Here is a 21,989-nt window from a genome sequence, read left to right on the forward strand (position 1 = left end):
ATATCAAATTGAAAGCAGACGATGTTCTGCAAAGGAATAGCAATCATTTTTTCCCACAATAAAATGATCAAGAATTCGAATTTCCATTAATTCTGCCGAATCACAAATTTTTTGTGTAATGATTTGATCCGCATAGCTGGGTTCGGCGATGCCCGAAGGGTGATTATGTGCCAAAATCAGTGCAGCAGCATTGCAATAAAGGGCTTCTTTTATAATTTCTCGAGGATATACGTTTGAAACATTAATCGTTCCTAAAAATAACCGCTCTTTTTTAATAAGTCGATGCTGATTGTCTAAAAATAACACCATAAAAACCTCCCGTTCTTCCTGTTGTAATTCGGTGCGTAAATAGAGTTTAACGATTTCCGGTTCGTGAAAAACGGGAGAGTTTAACATTTCTTGTTTGAGATAACGTTTTGTCATTTCGGTGGTCGCTTGGAGTTGAATAAATTGGGTAATGCCCAAACCTTTTACCGAACAAAAAGCCTGTTGGTTGGCCGAAAGTAAAGTGCGAAGTGAACCAAAATGTTGGAGCACCTGTTCTGAAAGCGTCATCACGGGACAACCTTTGACACCGGTGCGTAAAAAAATAGCGAGAAGTTCGTGATCGGTCAGTTGGGTTGCACCATATTTTAGTAATTTTTCACGCGGCATCAGTTCAGTGGCTTCCATCGTTTTCTCTTAGTTTTCTTTTATGTGAGTAAAATCTCGGTGAATGTTGACCGCACTTTGAATATTAAGCGATAAATCAAGGGAAGAACTGCGGAAAGGTTCGTAAAAATAAAATTTTTTATTTTGTTAAATTGAAGTAAAATGCCAAGGTTGTGGTTAAGTACTAACAAACTTATTTAGTCTGGAGAAACAATGAATTTAAGCGGAAAACGTATTGTTGTGGGGATAACCGGTGGTATCGCCGCTTATAAAACGATTGAATTTATTCGTTTATTGCGTAAAGCCGAGGCCGAGGTTCGTGTGGTATTAACACCGGCGGCTGAGGAATTTGTCACCCCGCTTACTTTACAGGCAATTTCCGGTCATGCCGTGTCACAATCTTTGTTAGATCCACAAGCAGAATTGGCCATGGGGCATATTGAACTGGCAAAATGGGCGCAGGCGATTGTGATTGCACCGGCAAGTGCGGATTTTATTGCTCGTTTTAGCGTAGGCATGGCTAATGATTTGCTCTCTACCCTATGTTTGGCAACTTCTTCGCCCATTTTTCTTGCTCCGGCAATGAATCAACAAATGTTTGCACAACAAATCACTCAACAAAATTTGACTGCACTTCAAGAGAGAGGCGTGGTATTAATTGGGCCGAATAGTGGTTTCCAAGCTTGTGGTGATGTGGGAGCAGGGCGGATGTCTGAACCGGAGGAAATTTTGACCGCACTTTCGGATTTCTTTTATCAGGATCAAGATTTACAGGGGCTCAATGTGGCGATTACAGCAGGTCCAACCCGTGAGCCTATTGACCCTGTGCGCTATATTTCCAATTACAGCTCTGGCAAAATGGGCTTTGCTCTTGCAGAAGCCTTTGCAAAACGAGGCGCTAATGTGACGCTCATTAGTGGTCCGGTTAATCTTATTAGCCCAAAAAATGTTAATCGAATTAATGTGATTTCTGCCCAAGAAATGTGGCATATCGCTCTTGAAAGTGCGGTTAAAAATCACATTTTTATCGGTTGTGCCGCTGTGGCGGATTATCGTGTGGCAAAGGTGGGTGAGCAGAAGATCAAAAAATCAGAAGCTGAAATGCAGCTCAAACTCATTAAAAATCCCGATATTATTGCGGATGTGGGGCATTTAGAGGAAAAACGCCCTTTCACCGTAGGGTTTGCCGCAGAAACGCAACATGTTGCTGATTATGCAAAAGATAAACTTCAACGCAAAAACCTCGATATGATTTGTGCGAATGATGTGTCGAACGGGCAGGTCTTTAATGCTGAGGAAAATGCATTGCAACTTTTTTGGAAAGGCGGAAGTAAAATACTGGCGTTAAAATCCAAAAAAGAGTTGGCGGCCGACCTTGTCGATGAAATTATTGAACAATATAGAAAAACATCGTCATTTTTGACCGCACTTTGAGTCACCTTATTGGGGCTAATAACAGTTTCAAACGGAGTATTAAATGAAAAAAATTGATGTGAAAATTTTAGATCAACGGATTGGTGAAGCGTTTCCTTTACCGACTTATGCCACAGAGGGGGCTGCCGGGTTAGATTTACGCGCATTGACTGATGAGGCATTTGAAATTCAGCCGGGAGAAACAAAACTTATTCCAACCGGTTTATCCATTTATATTGCCGATCCTAATCTTGCTGCGGTGATTTTACCCCGCTCAGGCTTAGGGCATAAACATGGCATTGTATTGGGTAATTTGGTGGGGTTGATTGATTCCGATTATCAAGGCCCTTTGATGGTGTCAATGTGGAATCGTGGCACTGAGCCTTTTAAAGTAGAAGTAGGGGATCGCATTGCACAATTGGTGTTTGTGCCGGTGGTGCAAGCAGAATTTAATATTGTGAATGAATTTGCAGAAACAGAACGTGGTGCAGGCGGTTTTGGTCATTCGGGTAAACAATAATTTATGGTAGAAGAGCAATTATCTTTATCCGGTGTGGAGGAAATAGCACCGGAAGTGAAAGCACCTAAAATCGAAAAACGTACAGTGAAAGAACGCCGTCAGCAAGTGCTGACTGTGTTGACCCATATGCTTCATTCCGAGCGTGGAATGGAGAGAATGACCACCGCACGTTTAGCCCAAGAGGTGGGCGTGTCTGAGGCGGCGCTTTATCGTTATTTTCCAAGCAAAACCAAGATGTTTGAGGCGTTGATTGAAAATATCGAAAATAATTTACTGAGCAGAATTAATGCCTCCATTCGCAACGAAACGAACACCATGAACCGTGTTCATGACATTTTGCAGATGATTTTGGATTTTGCCCGCAAAAATCCGGGATTAACCCGCATTTTAACCGGTCATGCTTTAATGTTTGAAGATCCTCAATTACAACTGCGTGTCGCCCAGTTTTTTGATCGTCTTGAAATGCAGTTTGTGAATATTTTACAAATGCGCAAATTGCGTGAAGGAAAAGGGTTTGCGGTGGATGTGCGTGTGATTGCCGCACATTTGGTTACCTTATGTGAGGGGCAATTTATGCGTTACGTGCGCACTAACTTTCGCTCCACCTCAAATCAATCTTTCGAACAGCAATGGCGCTTTATTGAGCCGCTGTTTGCTTGATTGACTTTCGAGAGGAAATATATGATTATTCCGTGGCAAGACTTAGAACCGACAACTCTTGATAATATTATTGAAAGCGTAGTATTGCGGGAGGGAACGGATTACGGTGTTGAAGAGGTTTCCCTCGAACAAAAAAAGGCGCAATTATTAACAAAAATCTGCAATGGACGTGCGGTAATTGTTTGGTCGGAATTGCACGAATCCATTGACATAAAAGATAAAATGGAATTTTTGAAATAGAGCTGATAAGGAGTCAATATGTCAGATTATATCGATGCAGATGTTGAAGTGGAACAACCCCCTGAAGATCGTTCGGCAAGGGATCCCGCTTTAGATTGGTTTTTGACACATTGCCATTTACATAAATATCCGGCGAAGTCCACATTGATTCATGCCGGTGAAGATGCCACCACACTTTATTATGTGATTAAAGGAACCGTAATGGTTTCAGCAAAAGACGATGAGGGCAAAGAGATGATTTTGACTTATCTCAGTGCCGGTGAGTTTTTTGGTGAGGTGGGGCTATTTGATGAAGGTTCAAAACGTTCAGCATGGGTGAAAACCAAGACACCTTGTGAAATTGCTGAAATTTCTTATAAAAAATACCGTCAGTTAATTCAAATTAATCCTGAAATACTGATGTTTTTAACGGCTCAGTTAGCTCGCCGTGTGCAAAATACCTCCCGTCAAGTCAGTAATCTTGCCTTTTTAGATGTGGCCGGACGTATTGCGCAAACATTGATTAGTCTTGCTAAACAACCAGAAGCGATGACCCATCCTGATGGGATGCAGATCAAAATTACTCGTCAGGAAATTGGTCAAATGGTGGGCTGTTCTCGTGAAACGGTAGGACGCATAATCAAAATGCTGGAAGACCAAAATCTTATTCACGCCCATGGTAAAACCATTGTTGTTTATGGCGTGAGATAGTCATTAAAAACCACCGAAAGGTGGTTTTTTTGTCTGTAAAATTATTTGCATATTTAATCTTCAAATAACGATACATTAAATTGACAATGACGCTAAAGGGATCTATGATACGCACAATTCCTGCACGGTATGTAGGAAGACAGGATTGGTCTCCTGAAAAGTGGCTTTAATTGGTTGAAAAACCTCTTATATTGTTTGATGTCGCACAGACTAGAACACCTCCAATGGTGGGCTAGGTAGAAATCCCGCAGGGATGCGTGCAGTAAGCCACTTGCTGTTAAGACCAATTCTGCTTAGTTCACCACCCCAATCACTTCAATACCTTTCTCATTTTTTCTGATTTTATTCAAATAAATTCATCGTATGAGCGAATTTCCGTTGATTTGTTTTGTTATCATTCTCTCCCTGTTTTGACCACATTTTCAATGATTGATATAAAACTCTCCATTTTCTGACCGCACTTTTGAGGGAAGCCTCAATAAAAATTGGAATAAAAAAGCACCCGAAGGTGCTTTTTTAGAGAAAGGGGAAATTAGCGGATTATCAATTCCGCCACACTCACGCCAACAAGGCAAGCCACGGTGACACCGATTAAACCCGGCATCATAAAACTATGGTTGAAATAATATTTACCAATTTTTGTGGTACCTGTCACATCAAAGTTTACAGTGGCAATATCCGATGGGTAATTCGGGATAAAGAAATAAGCGTAAGTAGCCGGCATTAATCCCACCAAGATCGGGGCAGGAATACCCAAACCAATACCCACAGGAAGTAACATCACCGCTGTTGCTGCTTGGCTGTTAATCACCACTGACACCGCAAATAAGGCTAAGGCGAATGTCCAAGGATAGGTTTGCACCATATCGGTGATAGCGGCTTTAAATTCCGGCATTGCATATTGAAAGTAGGTATCACTCATCCAAGCGATACCATAAATGGCAATAGCAGCTACCATACCGGATTTAAAGACAACGCCATTTGGCACAATTTGTGGATTGGTTTTGGTGGCAAGTAAAATAATCCCACCGAAACAAAGCATCATCATTTGAATGACAAGTGACATTGAAATCGCTTTCCCTGTGCCGATGGTTCGAATTTCCGGAATCATTGCGATCGCAACAATCACAACCAAAGCCAATAAGAAAAGGTAAACGGATTTTTTTGCGCCTTGAGGAAGGGCTTCGTTTAAGGTTGTGCTTGTGGTATTTAAAATACGATCCCGCCATACAGGGTCTTCTAAACGGCGTTGATATTCAGGATCTTGCTCTAATTCTTTGCCGCGACGCATACTATATAAGGAAAGTGCAATGGTTCCTGCAAGGGTTGCCGGTACGGTCACACAGATAATATCTAACAAGCTAATATGCTCAAAGCCCGGCATTGCAGTGATCTTTCCGAGGTAGAACACCACAGCAGCCGAAAGCGGGCTAGAGGTGATCGCAAGTTGAGAAGCAACTGAAGAGGCTGCCATTGGACGTTCAGGACGAATTTTATTTTTTAAGGCCACATCGCCGATAATTGGCATAATGGTATAAACAGAATGACCAGTACCGAGCATAAAGGTCAAAAAATACACTACTAAAGGGCCAAGTAAAGTCACCCGTTTTGGGTTTCTGCGCAGAATACGCTCTGCGATTTGCAGCATAAACTTCAAGCCGCCGGCCGCTTCTAATATAGAGGCACAGGTGACAACCGCAAGGATGATGAGCATCACATCAACAGGGGCTTTTCCCACCGGCATACGGAAGATAAAGACTTCAATAGCCAATCCAATCCCGGATACCACGCCTAATCCTATACCGCCAAAGCGACTTCCCACATAAAGCATTAAGAGTAAGAATAAAAATTCTAAATAAAGCATAAATACCTCAATAAAGTTAAAAACTGCGCCAATCATACTCCTTTTTAGGCATAAGGCTAGTGTCGATCACTTTTTTAGAGAAAGATTTTCGTTGAAAATTGATCTAATGCAATGAATGGGCAAATAAGACTAAGAAAAACCACATTATCTCTCTTAAGGGCTTAAAGGAGGTCGGATATTGTTTTCGCTAAACAATCGGTTTTTACTAGAAAAAATGAGAAATTGACATGGATCAATTTACATAACTCTACTTGATAAGAGTTATTTTCTCGTTTGTATCAAAAATGTGATCGAGATAACGTTTTTAATGTTTTTTATCCTTATGATTAGTAGTAGAATAACGGCCTATCTTGAGTTATCTGCCTTATAACCTATTGTTTTGTTGAAATGAGCAAAAGGATTTGTTGTGTGGATATTCAGTATTTGTTTAATCCGCTTGTGAGCGGAATTAAGCGTGGGGTGGTTATTTAAGGGTGACCTTTATTAATCATAGTGAATGACTTGTAATTTTTACAAGAGGTTGAGATGTTAGACGTTGTTGAACTTTCTCGCTTGCAGTTTGCCTTAACTGCGTTATATCACTTCATTTTTGTCCCTTTAACATTAGGTTTGGCTTTCGTATTAGTAATTATGGAAACCACCTATGTTGTAACAGGCAAAGAAGTCTATAAAGATATGACAAAATTCTGGGGTAAGTTATTTGGTATTAACTTTGCCCTTGGGGTGACTACCGGTATCATCATGGAATTCCAATTTGGTACTAACTGGTCCTATTATTCACACTATGTAGGTGATATTTTCGGTGCGCCATTGGCGATTGAAGCATTACTTGCATTCTTCTTAGAATCAACCTTTGTGGGTTTATTCTTCTTTGGCTGGGATCGTTTATCTAAAGGTAAACATTTGCTGGCAACATACTGTGTGGCATTTGGTTCAAACCTTTCTGCCATGTGGATTTTGGTGGCAAACGGCTGGATGCAAAATCCGGTGGCATCAGAATTCAATTTTGAAACTGTGCGTATGGAAATGACCAGCTTCATGGATTTATGGTTAAATCCGGTTGCGCAAAGTAAATTCTTACATACCCTTTCTGCCGGTTATGTCACAGGTTCATTCTTTGTATTAGGAATCAGTGCATACTATCTATTAAAAGGTCGTGATCTTGGATTTGCAAAACGCTCTTTCTCAATTGCCGCCACTTTTGGTTTTATTGCTTCTCTTTCCGTATTAATTCTAGGTGATGAGTCAGGTTATGACATTGGTAAAGCCCAACCGGTAAAATTAGCCGCAATGGAAGCGGAGTTTGAAACCCAACCGGCGCCTGCATCATTTCATATTGCCGCTATTCCGAATACTGCCGAAATGAAAAATGATTTTGAAATCAGCGTACCAATGATTGGCGGTATTGTGGCAACCCGTTCTTTTGATAAAGAAATCACCGGGTTAAAAGAACTCCAAGCGTTAAATGAGCAACGCGTTCGCACTGGTATTATCGCTTATGATCTTTTCACTCAATTAAAAGCAGAGAAAAAAGCATCAGGTCAAGTGAATCCTGAAACGAAAGCAAAATTCGAAGAAGTGAAAAAAGACCTTGGTTTTGGTTTATTGCTAAAACGCTATACCGATAAAGTGGTTGATGCGACAGAAGAACAAATCAAACAAGCGGCTCGTGATACCATTCCAAATGTTGGTCCTAACTTCTGGGCATTCCGTGCCATGTTAGCTGTGGGTGGTTTACTTGCCTTGTTAGCATTTGGTGCGTTTGTTCAAAATCTACGTAATAAAGTGACACAAAGCCCATTATTACTAAGAGCATTGGTATGGGGCTTGCCTTTACCTTGGATTGCTATTGAATGTGGTTGGTTCTTAGCCGAATACGGTCGTCAACCATGGGCAATCTATGAAGTATTACCGGTTGGCGTATCTGCTTCAAATTTAGGTGTGGGTGATCTTTGGTTCTCTATTGGTTTAATCTGTGCACTTTACTTAGCGTTTATTGTTGTTGAGATGTATTTAATGTTTAAATATGCACGTTTAGGTCCGAGTGCATTGAAAACCGGCAAATACTATTTTGAACAATCATCTAAATAAGCAGGAGACGAATTATGATTGATTATGAATTTCTACGTTTTATTTGGTGGGTGTTAGTCATTGTATTGCTGATCGGTTTCTCTGTTACTGATGGATTTGATATGGGGGTGACCGCACTTTTACCTGTAGCTGGTAAAAAAGAAGTGGAACGCCGTATTATGATTAACTCAATTGCCCCGCACTGGGATGGTAACCAAGTTTGGTTATTAACCGCTGGTGGTGCTGTGTTTGCGGCATGGCCAATTGTTTATGCGGTATCATTCTCCGGCTTTTATATTGCATTAGTGTTGGTATTAGCCGCATTATTCTTCCGTCCACTCGGTTTTGAATATCGTGCAAAAATTGATAACCCGACATGGCGTGCGGTATGGGACTGGGGCTTGTTCGCCGGCGGTTTAGTGCCTGCATTAGTGTTCGGTGTCGCATTTGGTAACTTACTACAAGGTGTACCATTTGAATTTAATGAAATTGCACAAGTCACTTATACAGGGTCATTCTTTGCTTTGTTAAATCCATTTGCCTTATTATGCGGTGTGATTAGCCTTGCAATGCTCATGACTCACGGTGCAAACTGGTTGCAGATGAAAACCACTGCTGAACTCAGAGATCGTGTGCGTTCGATTAGTCAAATCGGTGCTTTTGTCACCTTAATCGCCTTTATCCTCGCCGGTGTATGGTTATACTTCAAAGATGGTTATGTCGTGACCAGCACGATTGATCACTTTGCACCTTCCTCTCCGATGGGTAAAGAAGTGGCGGTTGAAACCGGTGCGTGGTTTAGAAACTTCAATGAAATGCCGATTTTATGGATCTTCCCGGCCTTAGCTGTGGTGAGTGCCTTATTAAATGTGGCGTTCTCTAAAGCAAACCGTTGTGGCTTCGCATTTTTATTCTCCTCATTAACAATGGCGGGTGTGATTATCACAGCTGCGGTATCCATGTTCCCATTTGTGATGCCTTCAAGCTCACATCCGGAGCAAAGCTTGTTAATGTGGGATGCTACATCTAGCGAATTAACGCTCACTTGGATGCTTTTCTTGGCACTAGTCTTTGTGGTGATTTCCTTGGCTTACACCATTTGGTCATACTTCAAAATGTTTGGTCGTTTGGATGAACGCTTTGTGGAAGAAAACACAAACTCATTATACTAAAGGAGATATGAGATGTTATATGTAATTTGGGTAGTGGGTATTTTAGCGGCAATTTTTGCAAGCGTAAAAGTTACCAAAAACAAAGAAAATTTAGGGCAATTTGACGAATAATGATTCAGTTTCTCTATCAATATGTTAATAAGGGTTCGTTAAGAACCCTTTCATTTATCTTGGCGGCGGTATTAACCCTTGCCCTGTTGTTTAATTTCAATTTTTTTTCCACTCAATTAAGAACAACAAATCCACTGTTAGTGCTTTTTATTCTCTGGGGTGTGGTTTGCGCATGGATCCATGGAATGGGCTTTGAAATTAACCGCACTTTTTGGAAAGTCGTATTTTTTCCTTATTTTGGCTATTTGGCATTTCTCGTATCAATAGTTTTACATTATTCGTAAATTAGATTTTGCTGATTTGAAAGTACTTGCGAAGAGTAAAAACTGACTCTAAAATACACAGCCCTAAATTGTTGAATTAAGGAAAATAAAGGTGAATTCAAAAATCTTTCGTTTCCCTGTGCGAGTTTATTATGAAGATACAGATGCGGGTGGGGTGGTTTACCATGCACGTTATCTGCATTTTTTTGAACGGGCAAGAACGGAATATTTAAGAAAACAAAATTTTTCTCAACAAGTATTAATGCAGGAACAACAGCACGCCTTTGTTGTCAAATCGATGGCGATTGATTATTGTGTTCCGGCAAAACTCGATGATTATCTTATTGTTGAAACGGAACTGACCGCAATTAAAGGGGCGACTCTCCTTTTTGAGCAACGGCTGATGCGGGAAACAATAATACTCTCAAAGGCTACCGTGAAGGTAGCCTATGTTGATCTTGGTAAAATGAAACCGGCGGCAATTCCAAGGGAAATAAAATCCGCCTTTTCAAACGATATAACCTTCTCGGAGTAGGTAATGACTGCAGAACTCAATTTTTTAGATCTTTTTCTAAAAGCAAGTATTGTCGTACAACTTGTTATTGTCATTTTAATTTTATTTTCAATCATTTCTTGGGCAATTATCATTCAACGTAGCCGTGTATTGACGAATGCATTAAAAGAAGCCAATACCTTTGAAGATCGTTTCTGGTCCGGTGAGGATTTGAATAAATTATATGAAGGGTTATCAAATCGCCGTGATGTCCTAACAGGAAGCGAACAGATTTTCTTTGTGGGTTTTAAAGAGTTTTCACGTTTAAAACAAGTGAATGCTGATGCGCCTGAAGCCATTATTAAGGGTACCACTCGAGCGATGAATCTTGCCATGAACCGTGAGATTGAAACCCTTGAAAGCCGAGTTCCGTTTTTGGCAACCGTTGCTTCGGTAAGTCCTTATATTGGTTTATTCGGTACAGTATGGGGAATTATGCATGCTTTCATGGCATTGAGTGGCGCAAAACAAGCAACATTACAAATGGTTGCACCGGGTATTGCAGAAGCATTGATTGCCACAGCAATCGGCTTGTTTGCCGCTATTCCTGCGGTGATGGCGTATAACCGCTTAAGCCTACGAGTTAATGCGATTGAACAAAATTATGGTAACTTTATTGATGAGTTCACGACGATTCTACATCGTCAAGCCTTTGGTAAAGCGCCTCATTCCCATTAAGAAAATAACGAGGAAATCAACCGCACTTTAAGAAAAGTGCGGTCATTTTTAGTGAAGTTTTAGAGGAAAATATGACTCGTCGTTCACGCAAAGAAATTAAATCTGAAATTAATATTGTTCCGTTTTTGGATGTATTACTGGTTCTCGTGCTGATTTTTATGGCAACGGCACCAATTATTAGCCAGAGCGTACAGGTTGAATTGCCGGATTCCGTGCAAAGCCAAAATGTGTCAAATGAAGATAAAACCCCCGTTATTTTGGAAGTTTCCGGTGTGGGGCAGTATACGCTTTCTATTGGCGGGGAGCGTCAGGAAGGCTTAACGGAAGAAATGGTGACCCAGTTATCAAAGCAAGAATTTGATAAAGATAACAACACGATGTTTTTGGTGGGAGGAGCAAAAGAAGTGCCTTATGAAGAAGTCATTAAAGCATTAAATTTGCTTCATTTAGCCGGTATTAAATCCGTTGGTTTAATGACAAACCCAATTTAGTAGAGTAGGTAAAACGTGCAGAATAATCGACAAAAAAAAGGAGCGAGTGCGTTTGTCATTTCGATTCTTATGCACCTTGCCTTGTTTGGGCTGTTAATTTGGAGCTCTTTATTTCAAACGGTTGAAATTATGGGCGGTGGCGAAGGAGAAGGCAATGCGATAGGTGCTGTGATGGTGGATACCGGCAATGCAGCACAAGAGTGGGGACGAATTCAGCAACAGAAAAAAGGACAAGCGGATAAGCAGAAAAAGCCTGAACCTGTTGTGGAAGAAAAACCACCCGTTGAGGCTGAAGAAGTTAATCAACAAGAGATAGCCAAGCAGCAAGAACTCAAACGCCAGCAAGAAATCCAACGTCAAAAGGCGCTTGAGCGTCAGCAACAAGAGATCGAAAAACAAAAACAGCAGGAAATGGCCCGCCAGCAAGCTTTAGAGAAACAAAAAGCAGAAGAGGCAAAAGCCAAGCAAGCTGCTGAAGCGGCAAAATTAAAAGCAGAGGCTGAAGCAAAACGTTTAGCGGCAGCAGCAAAACAAGCAGAAGAAGAGGCGAAGGCGAAAGCCGCTGAGGCCGCGGAAAAAGCGAAAAAACAGGCCGAAGAAAAGGCGAAGGAAAAAGCGAAAGCAGAAGCTGAGGCCAAAGCGAAGGCGGCTGCGAAGGCGAAAGCCGAGGCGGAGGCAAAAGCGGCGGCTGCGAAGGCGAAAGCAGAGGCAGAAGCAAAAGCGGCTGCAAGACGTAAAGCAGATCAAGCCGCTTTGGATGATTTTATGAATGGTGGCAATATCGGCGGTGGTAGCGCTCAGAAAGGGGGAAATGCCAATAAAGGCGGTTCTCAAGGAAGCGGTGCTGGATTAGGCGCCGGTGACGGTGGCAAAGTGGGTGATCAATATGCCGGTGTCATTAAACGGGAAATTCAGCGTCGTTTCTTAAAAGATCCAAGCTTTGCCGGTAAGGTTTGTCGCATAAAAATTCAACTTGGTCGAGATGGTACGATCTTAGGTTATCAGAAAGTATCAGGGCCGGAAGATATTTGTACAGCAGCATTAAGTGCAGTAGCAAGAACGAAGAAAGTGCCTGCTGCCCCATCTGATGCGGTGTACAATAAATATAAAGCACCGATTATTGATTTTGATATTAAATAATTGGTTTTAGCATGTTAATTTAGTTTACTTAAAGGTAACAAAATGAAATTAATGAAAAAACTCATAAGCGTATTTGCCATGGTTTTTGTTATTGCAGGTCATGCGGTAGCAGAAGATGAAGTACGCATTGTTATTGATGAAGGTGTTGACGGCGCTCGCCCTATTGCGGTTGTGCCATTTGCCGGTTCAGCACCGGAAGATATTGGTAAGATTGTTGCCGATGATTTACGCAATAGTGGAAAATTTAACCCTATTGCCGTGGCACAAATGCCACAAAAACCAACCTCAGCCTCAGAAGTGAACCCTGAAGCCTGGACTGCATTAGGGATTGATGCGGTTGTGGTAGGTCAGGTAACGGCAACAGGAAGTGGATATAACATTTCTTATCAATTAGTTGATACGGTGGGCGCTTCGGGTACACCGGGTGCAGTGCTTGCGCAAAATAGCTATACGGTCACCAATAAATGGTTACGCTATGGTGCACACACAGTGAGTGATGAAGTGTTTGAAAAATTAACCGGAATTAGAGGGGCATTCAGAACCCGTATCGCTTATGTGGTGCAAAAAAATGGAGGTTCACAGCCTTATGAGGTGCGTGTGGCAGACTATGATGGCTATAATCAATTTGTTGTGAATCGGAGTTCGCAACCTATTATGTCGCCGGCCTGGTCACCGGACGGTAAACGTTTGGCTTATGTTTCTTTTGAAAATAAAAAATCACAATTAGTGGTGCAAGATCTCGGATCCGGTGCTCGTAAAGTGGTGGCTTCATTTCCGGGTCATAATGGTGCGCCAGCCTTTTCACCGGATGGTTCTCGTTTAGCCTTTGCCTCATCACAAGATGGTACATTAAATATTTATGTAATGAGTTCAAATGGTGGGGCGCCAACGCAATTAACTCGTGGTGCAGGGAATAATACTGAGCCTTCATGGTCGCCGGATGGCAGCTCTATTTTATTTACTTCAGACAGAAGTGGCTCACCTCAGGTGTATCGTATGAGTGCAAATGGTGGTGGTGCGACACCTGTTGGGGGAAGAGGAAGTGCACAAATCAGTGGTGATGGTAAAACCCTCGTGATGATCAATGGTAACAACAATGTTGTTAAACAAGATCTCACGACTGGCGCTTCTGAAGTGTTAAGTACCTCTTTCCTCGGAGAAAGCCCAAGTATTTCCCCGAACGGTATTATGATTATTTATAGTTCTACACAAGGGTTAGGAAAGGTGCTACAATTGGTTTCTGCAGATGGTCGCTTTAAAGCGAGTCTTCCAGGAAGTAATGGCCAAGTGAAATTTCCTGCTTGGTCGCCATACTTAACTAAATAAAAATGTAATTAGGAGAAATCTAATGAGCAAATTTGTTAAATCATTATTAGTTGCAGCATCTGTTGCGGCATTAGCAGCTTGTAGCTCTTCCAGCAATGATGCTGCAGGTAACGGTGCAAACAACGGTCAAACTTTTGGTGGTTATTCTGTTGAAGATCTTCAACAACGTTACAACACCGTTTATTTCGGTTTTGACAAATACAACATCGAAGGTGAATACGTTCAAATCTTAGATGCGCACGCAGCATACTTAAATGCAATGCCATCATCAAAAGTAGTTGTTGAAGGTAACACTGACGAACGTGGTACACCAGAGTATAACATCGCTTTAGGTCAACGCCGTGCAGATGCGGTTAAATCTTTCTTAGCAGGTAAAGGCGTAGAAGGTAGCAAAGTTTCAACTGTTTCTTATGGTGAAGAAAAACCAGCTGTTTTAGGTCATGATGAAGCAGCATACTCTAAAAACCGTCGTGCAGTATTAGCCTACTAATTTTTAGAGATATGATTTAGAAAAGGCAGAGAATAATTCTCTGCCTTTTAACTTTTCTATTAGCCAATTTAAAAATTGTTGATTATTCATTCAACTAACAAAAGAAATCAAAGAATTTCCTTGCGTTGATAAATAAAATCAGTACTATATGCGAAGTTTTTTGAGCGATATGGGTCGTTAGCTCAGTCGGTAGAGCAGCGGACTTTTAATCCGTTGGTCGAAGGTTCGAATCCTTCACGACCCACCATTTTATCGTAACTCCCTATTTTTTCTTTATACTCTCATTTAACGCTTCCCTTCCTTTTGTTTCTAGCATTGATAAGTTATCTTTATTATTAGGATAAGAAAATTCCTGACTTAAATTAAAGGTTATTATGTTAGAATATTCACAAATCTTAATCAGAGAATAGCCTGTGATGCTGGATCATATTCGAATTGTTCTTGTTGAAACTTCACATAGTGGCAATATCGGTTCCTCTGCAAGGGCGATGAAAACCATGGGGCTTTCCCAACTCTATCTTGTTTCGCCAAAATCTGTTGATGAACAGTCTATTGCACTCGCAGCTGGGGCAGATGATATTGTCAAAAATGCCAATATTGTGGGGACTTTTGATGAAGCAATCGCTGATTGTTCTTTAGTGATAGGAACTAGTGCACGTTTACGCCATTTACAGAGCACATTGATCGAACCAAGAGAATGTGCGGAAAAAGCGATATCGCATCAAGGGAAAGTGGCGATTGTTTTTGGACGAGAGCGGGTAGGGTTACATAATGATGAACTACTAAAATGTCACTATCATTTAACGATCCCAGCCAACCCGGATTATTCTTCATTAAATTTAGCCATGGCGGTTCAGCTTGTCAGTTATGAATTGCGAATGGCCGGTTTAATAACAAATTCGTCAATGATTTCCGCTAGCTCTGAAGAGCAGTATGCGACTTCACAGGAAATGGAGTATTTTTTTAAACACACTGAACAGTTGTATCAATCTCTCGGATTTATTCAAAATCAGGGTGTGATGCCAAAGTTAAGACGCTTATACAATCGTCTTCATGTAGAGCGAAATGAACTCAATATTTTACGAGGTATGATCAGTTGTGTAGAGAAACGACTGAATTTAACCCAAAAAGATAGTTGATTGTTTTAGTGGGATATGTAAGTATTGGTGCAATTTTAAGGAAACCTTATGAAACTGACCTCAAAAGGGCGTTATGCCGTGACAGCCGTGCTGGATATTGCATTGAATGCGGAGTCCGGTCCAATAAGTCTTGCTGATATTTCTGAACGTCAGAATATTTCGTTATCTTATCTCGAACAACTTTTTGCGAAATTACGCCGTGGGGGATTAGTAAAAAGTGTCCGAGGACCGGGTGGGGGGTATCAATTAGGATTACCAAGTGAGCAAATTTCTGTCGGTATGATTATTTCTGCAGTCAATGAAAACATACATGTAACAAAATGTTTAGGTGGTGGAAATTGCCAAAATGGTAGTAAATGTTTAACTCATACCCTTTGGGAAGAATTAAGTTATCGCATTGAAAGTTTTTTAAATGAGATCACTTTGGCTGAGTTGATGAATAAGCATAATGCTGAAGCTCAATCTCACCATCATGTTGAAAATTTAATATTAATGAATTCATAAAGGGAAAGTCGCCGCCCCTTAAAGTGCGGTCAATTTTAGCGTGATTTTTTAGGAGTGAAAATGAAATTACCTATTTATTTGGATTATGCAGCGACCTGTCCGGTTGATGAAAGAGTGGCTAAGAAAATGATGGAATTTCTAACCATCGAGGGCACTTTCGGAAATCCGGCTTCTCGCTCACATAAATTTGGTTGGCAAGCCGAAGAAGCGGTGGATATTGCGCGTAATCAAATTGCTGATTTAATTGGTGCGGATTCTCGTGAAATTGTGTTTACCTCTGGCGCAACAGAAGCGGATAACTTGGCAATTAAAGGTGTAGCCCACTTTTATCAAACCAAAGGGAAACATATTATTACTTGCAAAACCGAGCATAAGGCCGTATTAGATACTTGTCGTCAATTGGAACGTGAAGGTTTTGAGGTGACTTATTTATCACCGGAAGCGGATGGTTTGATTGATTTAGCGAAATTCAAAGCCGCCCTTCGTCCGGATACGATTTTAGTTTCCATTATGCATGCCAATAATGAAATTGGTGTGATCCAAGATATTAAAGCGATTGGTGAGCTTTGCCGTGAAAATAAAACCCTTTTCCATGTTGATGCAACACAAAGTGTCGGCAAGCTTCCGATCAATCTTGCCGAATTACCGGTGGATTTAATGTCAATGTCCAGCCATAAACTTTATGGACCAAAAGGTATCGGGGCGTTATATGTTCGCCGTAAACCTCGTGTACGTTTAGAAGCGATTATTCATGGTGGCGGTCATGAACGTGGTATGCGTTCCGGCACATTACCGGTTCACCAAATTGTGGGTATGGGTGAAGCTTATCGTATCGCAAAAGAAGAAATGGCAACAGAAATGCCACGTTTGAAAGCACTCCGCGATCGTTTATATAACGGTTTGAAAGATATTGAAGAAACCTATGTTAATGGTTCGATGGCACATCGTCTTGATAATAACTTAAACATCAGTTTTAACTATGTTGAAGGGGAATCATTGATGATGGCATTGCGTGACATTGCCGTATCATCGGGTTCCGCTTGTACTTCTGCCAGTCTTGAGCCTTCTTATGTATTGAGAGCATTAGGTTTAAATGATGAATTAGCACACAGTTCAATTCGTTTTACTTTAGGTCGTTATACTACTGAAGAGGAAATTGATTACACCGTTAATTTAGTCAAAAATGCGGTTGAAAAATTACGTGAGCTATCCCCATTATGGGATATGTTTAAAGAGGGTATCGATCTTAATACGATTGAGTGGTCTGCCCATTAATCTTTCATCAACTTCTCGAATTGATGAAACAGTCTTTATCAGAATTTAAAAAAGGAAAGTTAAAATGGCTTATAGTGAAAAAGTAATCGATCATTATGAAAATCCACGCAATGTGGGCTCAATGGATAAAAAAGACAGTTCCGTAGGTACCGGAATGGTCGGGGCGCCGGCTTGTGGTGATGTCATGCAGTTACAAATTAAAGTTAATGACAACGGCATTATTGAAGATGCAAAATTCAAAACCTACGGTTGTGGTTCTGCGATTGCATCAAGCTCATTGATTACCGAATGGGTTAAAGGCAAATCTTTAGAAGAAGCAGGGGCGATTAAAAACAGCCAAATTGCGGAAGAATTAGAATTGCCACCGGTGAAGGTTCACTGCTCGATTTTAGCCGAGGATGCGATAAAAGCAGCGATTGCCGATTATAAAGCAAAACAAGGTGAATAAATAAAAAGTGCGGTTGTTTTCGACCGCACTTTTACTGATTTCTTGGGGGAAGAATGAGCATTACATTAACAGAAAAAGCGGCTCAACGTGTTAAAGCTTTTTTAGATAACCGTGGGAAAGGCATTGGATTGCGTTTAGGTGTAAAAACATCGGGCTGTTCCGGATTGGCTTATGTTCTAGAATTTGTCGATGTGTTAAATGAGGAAGATCAGGTCTTTGAACAACACGGCGTGAAGGTGATTGTCGATCCGAAAAGTTTGGTCTATCTCAACGGCATTGAATTGGACTATGTCAAAGAAGGGCTGAACGAAGGCTTTAAATATAACAATCCAAATATGAAAGAATCCTGTGGCTGTGGTGAAAGTTTCCACGTTTAATGTTGAGTTGAAAGCATGTTAAATCCCTTCGAAATTTTTGGTTTACCTGTTGATTTTCAGTTGGATAGCCAAGCATTAAATGCCCGTTATCTGGAATTACAAAAAGCGCTGCATCCGGATAATTTTGTGTCCGCCAGTGCGCTAGATCAGAGAATGGCGATGCAGAAATCAACAGAAGTGAATGATGCCTTAAAAACGTTAAAAGATCCGATTCTTCGGGCAGAAGCTATTGTTGCACTCAACTTGTGTGAACAGAAAGATATTGAGCAAAAGAGCACGCAAGATGTGGCGTTTTTAATGCAGCAGTTACAGTGGCGTGAACAATTAGAAAGCGTAGAAAATCAAAAAGACGAACAGGCCTTGGAGGCCTTAGCCGGCGAAATCCGGCAAGAAACCCATCAGTTATTGACTGCACTTTCTCAGAGTATCGAAGCCCAACAATGGGAGCAAACCATACAACTTTGTGATAAATTACGCTTTACACGCAAACTCACAGAAGAAATTGAGCGTGTCGAAGAACGCTTTTTTGAATGATAAAGTTCGGTGAGAATTGACCGCACTTTTAATGATGTAATCCGATTATGCAAACGCTTGAACAATTAATCTCCCCAGAAACATCTGCTTGGCCCACCCTTTCAAAATGGATTGAACAGGCTCGTAATCATTGTCAAATTATTCAAAAAGACCACTCCAGTGCCGAACGTGAACTTTTTACGATGCAAATGCCCACTTCCTCTCCAATGGGGGCGGTGATTTATGAAACAGGCGGCATGCTCATTCATCATGGTTGGTTGCGGATTTTAGGCTCGGGGAGTTTTCAATTGCCACGAGGATTAATGGATTGGAATTTTAGTAAGTCTTTCAAAGAATCTGGGGAAAAACCGCAATATTTGTTGGTCGCAGATGATGTGATCGGTGGCTATTTTGCGTTAAATGGCGGGTCTTTAGGAAAAAATCTCGGGAAAATCTATTATTTTTCACCCAAAGATTTGGCTTGGCATGATTTGAATTTTACTTACACCGAATTCTTAGCTTGGGCATTAAATGGTGATTTGGAGGCTTTCTACCAAGGTTTATTTTGGCAAAATTGGCAAGAAGCCGTGAAACAACTTGATGGTAACCAAGTCTTTGTCTTCACCCCGGACTTAAATGAAGATAAAGTGATGGCAATAGATCAACGCCAAAAACGTGAAGTGAATATTGAAACCCACTATCACACCTGTTTCGCAGAAAAAGATAAATTTGAAATGGCTTATTCTGTGGCATAACTGATTGAAATAGAAAAGAAAGATTATGGCATTATTACAAATTTCAGAACCCGGACAAACAGCAGCCCCTCATCAACATCGTTTAGCGGTAGGGATTGATTTAGGGACAACCAATTCCTTAATTGCGGCTGTGAGAAGCGGTCAGGCGGTGATTTTAAATGATGAGCAAGATCGCAGCCTTGTTCCTTCCGTGGTGTATTATGGAAAAAATGGAAAACAAGTGGGGCGAGAAGCCTTTGCGCAAGCCTCAAGTGATCCTAAAAATACGATCATTTCTGCCAAGCGCTTAATTGGTCGAAGTCTAGCGGATGTTCAGGCTCGTTATCCAGCTATGCCTTATGATTTTGTAGCGAGTGAAAATGGCTTGCCGCTTATCCTCACAAACCAAGGGAAAAAAAGCCCTGTGGAAGTATCTGCCGATATTTTGGCGCATTTGAACCATATCGCAGAACAGCGACTAGGGGCAGAATTATCCGGGGTTGTGATTACCGTTCCCGCCTATTTTGATGATGCTCAACGCCAAAGCACAAAAGATGCGGCCCGTTTAGCGGGATTGAATGTATTACGCTTATTAAATGAGCCGACAGCCGCTGCTGTGGCGTACGGTTTAGATAGCGGTCAAGAAGGTATTATTGCGGTTTATGATTTAGGCGGTGGAACCTTTGATATTTCTATCCTGCGTTTATCTAAAGGCGTATTTGAAGTGCTCGCAACCGGTGGTGATACGGCTTTAGGCGGTGATGATTTCGACCATTGCATTGCTGATTGGGTGGTAAAACAAACACAATTCCAACCACAGAATGTTCATCAACAACGTGAACTGCTCACCCTTGCAGGGCAAGCAAAAGTTGCGTTGAGCAACTCGGAAAGTGCGGTCATTTCTTGGCAAGATTTTTCTATTAGCATCACCCGTGAGCAATTTAATGAATTAATTCATCCTCTTGTAAAACGTTCATTACTTGCTTGTCGCCGAGCCTTAAAAGATGCCAATGTCGATGCTGATGAGGTTCAACAAGTGGTGATGGTGGGTGGCTCAACACGGGTGCCTTATGTGCGTGAGCAAGTTGGCGAGTTTTTTGGTAAAACACCATTAACTTCCATAGATCCGGATAAAGTGGTGGCACTGGGGGCGGCAATTCAAGCAGATATTTTAGTGGGTAATAAAACCGATGCGAATATGTTGCTACTTGATGTTGTACCACTCTCACTGGGTATTGAAACCATGGGCGGATTGGTGGAAAAAATCATTCCACGCAACACCACCATTCCTGTCGCCCGAGCACAAGAATTTACCACGTTTAAAGACGGTCAAACCGCAATGACCGTACATGTTGTACAAGGTGAACGTGAATTAGTGGAAGATTGCCGTTCACTTGGGCGTTTTACTCTGCGTGGTATTCCGCCAATGGCCGCCGGTGCTGCCCATATTCGAGTGACTTATCAAGTGGATGCCGATGGTCTATTAAGTGTCACTGCGATGGAAAAATCCACTAAAGTGCAGGCCTCCATTCAAATTAAACCTTCTTATGGTTTAACCGATGAAGAAGTCACCGCTATGATTAAATCCTCTTTTGACCATGCTGAAGAAGATTTACAGGCCCGAGAGTTGGCAGAGCAACGGGTGGAAGCCGATCGTGTGATAGAGAGTGTGATTGTCGCCTTACAAGCGGATGGTTCAACATTGCTCAGCACGGAAGAATTTCATCATATTGAGGCGGTGTTGAAACAATTGATTGCCCTGAAAGAGGGAAGCGATCGTCAGGCTATTGCTCAAGGTATTAAAACCTTAGATGCGGCTACGCAAGCATTTGCGGCAAGACGAATGAATGCGAGTATTCACCAAGCCTTAACCGGTAAGAATGTATCGGATATGGAAAAATTGTAAAGAAAAGTGCGGTTAAATTGAGCTGAGTTTTCAGCGATATGATTTAACCTAACTCATTTAATCATTGTGATTTAAGGAAAGTATTATGCCAAAAGTAATTTTTTTACCAAATGAAGAGTTTTGCCCGGAAGGTATGGTCGTTGATGCAGCTGCCGGCGATAACTTATTAGAAGTGGCGCACAATGCCGGGGTCGAAATTCACCATGCTTGTGATTGTTCTTGTGCTTGCACAACTTGCCATGTGATTATTCGTGAAGGGTTTGATTCTTTAAATGAAACCAGCGATCAAGAAGAGGATATGCTCGATAAAGCTTGGGGTTTGGAAATAGACAGCCGCCTTTCTTGCCAATGTATTGTGGGAGAAGAAGATTTAGTGGTGGAAATTCCAAAATATAACCTTAATCATGCGAATGAGGCGGCACACTAATGAAATGGACAGACTCACAACAGATTGCAGAAGAATTATATGATCGCAATCCTGATCTTGATCCTAAAACCGTACGTTTTACCGATCTCCATCAATGGATTTGTGAACTCGAAGGCTTTGATGATGATCCACAAAAATCCAATGAGGCAATTCTTGAAGCCATTTTGTTAAAATGGCTAGAGGAATACGAATAAAAAAACGCACGTTAATGTGCGTTTTTTATCACCTCTTTTCTTTCAGTATCCTTGCTCTCTTTTTAGGCTTAATGGACAAAAGTGTGGGGAAAAAATGGGTTGATGTCTTATAGTACAAGGATTTAACCCACTTTTTTGAT

26 protein-coding genes and 1 tRNA gene are annotated in these 21,989 nt (G+C 41.3%); 25 read left to right on the top strand and 2 right to left on the bottom strand.

Features of this window, described 5'->3' with window-relative positions:
- Positions 1–3: 3 nt before the first annotated feature.
- A complete protein-coding gene (radC, locus tag BKK48_RS02960) occupies positions 4–654 on the bottom strand; it encodes a RadC family protein (protein WP_167366157.1) in 651 nt (216 codons plus the stop codon).
- Between the two features lie 210 nt (positions 655–864).
- Here radC and coaBC point away from each other — a divergent pair, with 210 nt between their 5' ends.
- The 5 genes from coaBC to crp are packed head-to-tail and all read left to right on the top strand — an operon-like array spanning position 865 to position 4,174.
- Positions 865–2,085 (top strand): bifunctional phosphopantothenoylcysteine decarboxylase/phosphopantothenate--cysteine ligase CoaBC, encoded by a 1,221-nt coding sequence (coaBC, locus tag BKK48_RS02965; RefSeq protein ID WP_077426709.1) that lies wholly within the window; start codon positions 865–867, stop codon positions 2,083–2,085.
- Positions 2,086–2,128: 43 nt separating this feature from the next.
- On the top strand, positions 2,129–2,584 hold the full coding sequence (gene dut, locus BKK48_RS02970; protein ID WP_077426710.1) for a dUTP diphosphatase: 456 nt from the start codon (positions 2,129–2,131) through the stop codon (positions 2,582–2,584).
- Between the two features lie 3 nt (positions 2,585–2,587).
- Positions 2,588–3,244 (top strand): nucleoid occlusion factor SlmA, encoded by a 657-nt coding sequence (gene slmA, locus BKK48_RS02975; protein ID WP_077426711.1) that lies wholly within the window; start codon positions 2,588–2,590, stop codon positions 3,242–3,244.
- Between the two features lie 21 nt (positions 3,245–3,265).
- A complete protein-coding gene (locus BKK48_RS02980; RefSeq protein ID WP_077426712.1) occupies positions 3,266–3,484 on the top strand; it encodes a YheU family protein in 219 nt (72 codons plus the stop codon).
- 18 nt (positions 3,485–3,502) lie between these two features.
- Positions 3,503–4,174, top strand: a complete 672-nt coding sequence (gene crp / locus BKK48_RS02985) for a cAMP-activated global transcriptional regulator CRP (protein ID WP_077426713.1) — start codon at positions 3,503–3,505, stop codon at positions 4,172–4,174.
- Positions 4,175–4,706: 532 nt separating this feature from the next.
- Here the strand turns inward: crp and BKK48_RS02990 are convergent.
- Positions 4,707–6,038 carry an anaerobic C4-dicarboxylate transporter gene (locus BKK48_RS02990; RefSeq protein WP_077426732.1) on the bottom strand — a complete coding sequence of 444 codons (1,332 nt, stop codon included), beginning with the start codon at positions 6,036–6,038 and terminating at the stop codon, positions 4,707–4,709.
- 525 nt (positions 6,039–6,563) lie between these two features.
- Between BKK48_RS02990 and BKK48_RS02995 the strand changes: the two genes are divergently transcribed.
- The 20 genes from BKK48_RS02995 to iscX all read left to right on the top strand — a co-directional run bounded on the left by BKK48_RS02995 (position 6,564) and on the right by iscX (position 21,849).
- Positions 6,564–8,129, top strand: coding sequence for a cytochrome ubiquinol oxidase subunit I (locus BKK48_RS02995; RefSeq protein ID WP_077426714.1), 1,566 nt, complete (start codon positions 6,564–6,566; stop codon positions 8,127–8,129).
- Positions 8,130–8,143: 14 nt separating this feature from the next.
- On the top strand, positions 8,144–9,280 hold the full coding sequence (gene cydB, locus BKK48_RS03000; protein WP_077426715.1) for a cytochrome d ubiquinol oxidase subunit II: 1,137 nt from the start codon (positions 8,144–8,146) through the stop codon (positions 9,278–9,280).
- 110 nt (positions 9,281–9,390) lie between these two features.
- On the top strand, positions 9,391–9,675 hold the full coding sequence (gene ybgE, locus BKK48_RS03005) for a cyd operon protein YbgE (protein WP_077426716.1): 285 nt from the start codon (positions 9,391–9,393) through the stop codon (positions 9,673–9,675).
- A gap of 91 nt (positions 9,676–9,766) precedes the next feature.
- Positions 9,767–10,189 (top strand): tol-pal system-associated acyl-CoA thioesterase, encoded by a 423-nt coding sequence (gene ybgC, locus BKK48_RS03010; RefSeq protein WP_077426717.1) that lies wholly within the window; start codon positions 9,767–9,769, stop codon positions 10,187–10,189.
- Positions 10,190–10,192: 3 nt separating this feature from the next.
- A complete protein-coding gene (gene tolQ / locus BKK48_RS03015) occupies positions 10,193–10,885 on the top strand; it encodes a protein TolQ (RefSeq protein ID WP_077426718.1) in 693 nt (230 codons plus the stop codon).
- A gap of 71 nt (positions 10,886–10,956) precedes the next feature.
- Complete coding sequence (gene tolR, locus BKK48_RS03020; RefSeq protein WP_077415961.1) at positions 10,957–11,376, top strand: colicin uptake protein TolR; 420 nt, start codon at positions 10,957–10,959, stop codon at positions 11,374–11,376.
- A gap of 15 nt (positions 11,377–11,391) precedes the next feature.
- The gene (tolA, locus tag BKK48_RS03025) at positions 11,392–12,516 is read left to right on the top strand and encodes a cell envelope integrity protein TolA (protein ID WP_077426719.1); all 1,125 of its coding nucleotides are present in this window, start codon (positions 11,392–11,394) and stop codon (positions 12,514–12,516) included.
- A gap of 42 nt (positions 12,517–12,558) precedes the next feature.
- Positions 12,559–13,842 carry a Tol-Pal system beta propeller repeat protein TolB gene (tolB, locus tag BKK48_RS03030; protein WP_077426720.1) on the top strand — a complete coding sequence of 428 codons (1,284 nt, stop codon included), beginning with the start codon at positions 12,559–12,561 and terminating at the stop codon, positions 13,840–13,842.
- Positions 13,843–13,864: 22 nt separating this feature from the next.
- Positions 13,865–14,332, top strand: a complete 468-nt coding sequence (gene pal / locus BKK48_RS03035) for a peptidoglycan-associated lipoprotein Pal (protein WP_077421477.1) — start codon at positions 13,865–13,867, stop codon at positions 14,330–14,332.
- A gap of 171 nt (positions 14,333–14,503) precedes the next feature.
- A tRNA-Lys gene (locus tag BKK48_RS03040) sits at positions 14,504–14,579 on the top strand.
- Positions 14,580–14,748: 169 nt separating this feature from the next.
- Positions 14,749–15,471, top strand: coding sequence for a tRNA (cytosine(32)/uridine(32)-2'-O)-methyltransferase TrmJ (gene trmJ / locus BKK48_RS03045; RefSeq protein ID WP_077426721.1), 723 nt, complete (start codon positions 14,749–14,751; stop codon positions 15,469–15,471).
- Positions 15,472–15,519: 48 nt separating this feature from the next.
- Positions 15,520–15,975: a Fe-S cluster assembly transcriptional regulator IscR gene (gene iscR, locus BKK48_RS03050; protein ID WP_077426722.1), complete on the top strand. Its 456-nt coding sequence runs from the start codon at positions 15,520–15,522 to the stop codon at positions 15,973–15,975.
- Positions 15,976–16,035: 60 nt separating this feature from the next.
- On the top strand, positions 16,036–17,250 hold the full coding sequence (locus tag BKK48_RS03055; protein ID WP_077426723.1) for an IscS subfamily cysteine desulfurase: 1,215 nt from the start codon (positions 16,036–16,038) through the stop codon (positions 17,248–17,250).
- A 64-nt stretch (positions 17,251–17,314) separates the two neighbouring features.
- Positions 17,315–17,698: a Fe-S cluster assembly scaffold IscU gene (gene iscU, locus BKK48_RS03060; protein WP_077415449.1), complete on the top strand. Its 384-nt coding sequence runs from the start codon at positions 17,315–17,317 to the stop codon at positions 17,696–17,698.
- A gap of 53 nt (positions 17,699–17,751) precedes the next feature.
- Positions 17,752–18,075, top strand: a complete 324-nt coding sequence (gene iscA / locus BKK48_RS03065) for an iron-sulfur cluster assembly protein IscA (RefSeq protein ID WP_077426724.1) — start codon at positions 17,752–17,754, stop codon at positions 18,073–18,075.
- A 15-nt stretch (positions 18,076–18,090) separates the two neighbouring features.
- Entirely contained in the window at positions 18,091–18,609 is a 519-nt protein-coding gene (gene hscB / locus BKK48_RS03070) for a Fe-S protein assembly co-chaperone HscB (RefSeq protein WP_077426725.1), read from the top strand.
- A gap of 47 nt (positions 18,610–18,656) precedes the next feature.
- Positions 18,657–19,343, top strand: a complete 687-nt coding sequence (locus BKK48_RS03075; protein WP_077426726.1) for a DUF2625 domain-containing protein — start codon at positions 18,657–18,659, stop codon at positions 19,341–19,343.
- Positions 19,344–19,368: 25 nt separating this feature from the next.
- Complete coding sequence (gene hscA / locus BKK48_RS03080) at positions 19,369–21,228, top strand: Fe-S protein assembly chaperone HscA (protein WP_077426727.1); 1,860 nt, start codon at positions 19,369–19,371, stop codon at positions 21,226–21,228.
- A gap of 85 nt (positions 21,229–21,313) precedes the next feature.
- Positions 21,314–21,655: an ISC system 2Fe-2S type ferredoxin gene (gene fdx, locus BKK48_RS03085; RefSeq protein ID WP_077426728.1), complete on the top strand. Its 342-nt coding sequence runs from the start codon at positions 21,314–21,316 to the stop codon at positions 21,653–21,655.
- Positions 21,655–21,849 (top strand): Fe-S cluster assembly protein IscX, encoded by a 195-nt coding sequence (iscX, locus tag BKK48_RS03090; protein ID WP_077426729.1) that lies wholly within the window; start codon positions 21,655–21,657, stop codon positions 21,847–21,849. The genes fdx and iscX overlap by 1 nt, the downstream gene beginning before the upstream one ends.
- The last annotated feature ends 140 nt before the right edge of the window (positions 21,850–21,989 follow it).

Origin of the sequence: Rodentibacter heidelbergensis (genome assembly GCF_002000125.1) — a bacterium.
Lineage (GTDB): Bacteria > Pseudomonadota > Gammaproteobacteria > Enterobacterales > Pasteurellaceae > Rodentibacter > Rodentibacter heidelbergensis.